The organism is Mesorhizobium sp. M1E.F.Ca.ET.041.01.1.1 (assembly GCF_003997355.1).
Taxonomy (GTDB): Bacteria; Pseudomonadota; Alphaproteobacteria; order Rhizobiales; family Rhizobiaceae; genus Mesorhizobium.
The window spans coordinates 1-2,498 of sequence record NZ_RZSL01000747.1; the positions used below are offsets into that span (position 1 = coordinate 1).

Below are 2,498 nucleotides of genomic sequence, written 5' to 3' on the forward strand. Positions count from 1 at the left end.
CGAATATGGCGGCTCGGGCATGGCTGACCTCGACTACGACAAGACCTTCGAGGCGCATGACCGCGGCTCGATCCTCGTCTTCGCGGTCTATCAGGCGTTCATCGCCATCGCCGACCGCCGCACCGACGATCTGATCCAGCTTGCCACCGGCGGTACCGGTATCCTGCCGGCAGGCACCTTGCATCCGAGCCTTGTCGAGCGCCTTACCGACGAGGTTGCCAAGACCGCCGGACAGATGCTCAACATGTGCATCCGTGCGCTCGATTATTGCCCGGCCGTCGACATCACCTTCGGCGAGTATCTGCGCGCGCTGATCACTGCCGACCGCGATGCCTATCCGGACGATCCGCTCCATTATCGCCTGGCGTTCCTGGAATCCTTCCGCAAGTGGAAGCTTTTGCCGCGCGACGTGCGCACCATTTCGGAAGAGACGCTCGCCTGGAGCGCGCCGGAAGACCCTTCGCCACCATGGCTGAGCGGGTTGCTGAGCAAGATCGACCTCGGCTGGAACCAGAAGCTGAAGCGCGCCGAGATCTTCGCCCTCAATGACAAAAACCGCTACGCGCTGTGGAAGGCTATGCACAAGGCCTTCGCGTCCAACCCGGTCCTCTACAAGCAGTTCGGCCTGCTGCCCGACCTGCCGCGCTACAATGAGGACGGCACGGTCATGCACGCGCCGAAGAAGGGCGAGACGACTTTCGACATCTACAGCGTGCGGCCGACGCGGCGGGTCGAGCCGGACGGTTCGTTCCGCGTCGAGGTGGTCGCCGTTATCCAGCAGCGGATACCCGTCGCCTTCGACGGCACTGCTGCGCCGCATGGCGTGAACAAGGGCGACGGCTTCTTCTGGTTCCGCGGCGGCGCGACCATCATCATCGACCCGCGCGAAGGCTTTGAGGAGATCCGCTACTCGATCATCAAGAACACCGGCAGCGCGGACCGGCAGAAGCGGCAGGCCGGGACGATGGCGGCAAACTATCTGTCGCCGCTCAGAGCGCTCTATTTCGGCGGCGAGGTGTCGGAACCCTTCGCCCTGCTGCATGCCAGCGACGGAGACGACGACCATGTCTAGAAGGCCTGCGGCAAGGGGAAGGACAGCGGATGTCACGGGTACCGCGGCGACGCGCCCATCGGCCGTCACCGTCCGGCACTATTGCCAGGGCATCGGCGACTGCCACCTGCTCACCTTCACGAAGCCGGATGGCTCGCTGTTCCGCATGCTGATCGATTGCGGCATCCACGTTTCGATCACAGGCGGTCCGGCGCTCGTCGCCGACATCGTCGCCGACCTTAAGAAGGAGACGGGCGGCAGGATCGATGTGCTCGTCGTCACGCATGAGCACTGGGACCACGTCTCGGGGTTCCTGACCGCGAAGGACCTGTTCAAGGATTTTGCCGTCGGCGATGTCTGGATGGCTTGGACCGAAAACCCCGCCGACGCCGAAGCCGTGGAGCTCGACAAGTTCAAGGGCCAGGCGCTCGCAGCGCTGCAAAGCGCGGGCCAGAAGCTTGACGGCATGCAGGGGCTCAACCCTTACATGGCGGGCGTCCGCGACGGTCTGCAGGCCGTGCTCGGCTTCCAGTTCGGCGCGGCCGGGGAACGGGTGCGTTCGGCGCGCAATGCCGCGGCAAAGTTGTCCGCAAAACCATCGCCCACCTATTCGAGCCCGGCGGGGCGCCGCAATCCATCGCGGAACTGCCCAATCTTCGGATTTATGTGCTCGGTCCGCCGCGCGACAAGGCAGCTCTCCGACTGGAGGAAAAGGCGAGCGAGATGTTTCCGCTCGCCAGCGGCGGGCCGTTTGCACGGGCGCTCGCATCCGGGCTGAAGATGAACCAGGCCGACGATCCGACCTATATCGACGAACTCAGCCCCTTCGAACGCAACATCGGCACGCCGCTTTCCGCGGCGCTGAACGGCGACAAGGGCAGCGATCCGGCCGTCGATATAGGCGCTTTTACCAGCAAGCACTATTCCGGGTCGGTTTCGGGCGCGGCACCCATGGAGGATCGCGACCAGTCCTGGCGCCGCATCGACGCCGACTGGATGGCAATTGCCGCCGACCTGGCGCTGCAGCTCGATCGCGGCGTCAACAACACCAGCCTTGTGCTCGCCTTCGAATTCACCGACACCGGCCACGTGTTCCTGTTCCCGGGCGACGCCCAGATCGGCAATTGGCTGAGCTGGAAGGATCTGAAGTTCCAGGTGGGAGCGGCGACCGTCACCACCGCCGACCTTCTGGCGCGCACCGTCTATCTGAAGGTCGCGCATCACGGCAGCCAGAACGCCACGCCGGAAAAGCAGGGACTCGACCTGATAACGAGCCCGGACCTCTCGGCTTTCGTTCCCACCAACAAGCTGGATGCGTTAAAGGTCCATTGGGGCGAGATGCCCTATGGCGCGATCCTGACCACGCTCGAAGCAAAGACCAAGGGCCGGGTCATCCGGGCCGACGATGCCTGGCTGGCGAACGCGAATGGAAAGCCAGCTTTCGCTT

1 protein-coding gene and 2 pseudogenes are annotated in these 2,498 nt (G+C 64.2%); all 3 read left to right on the forward strand.

From position 1 onward, the window contains the following. Window positions 1-1,072, forward strand: a pseudogene (locus tag EOA38_RS33505) (peptidase S8); the annotation flags it as partial. Further along, the gene (locus EOA38_RS33510; protein ID WP_189435104.1) at window positions 1,065-1,829 is read left to right on the forward strand and encodes an MBL fold metallo-hydrolase; all 765 of its coding nucleotides are present in this window, start codon (window positions 1,065-1,067) and stop codon (window positions 1,827-1,829) included. The pseudogene EOA38_RS33505 and the gene EOA38_RS33510, both read left to right, overlap by 8 nt. Further along, window positions 1,775-2,498, forward strand: a pseudogene (locus tag EOA38_RS33515) (hypothetical protein); the annotation flags it as partial. The gene EOA38_RS33510 and the pseudogene EOA38_RS33515, both read left to right, overlap by 55 nt.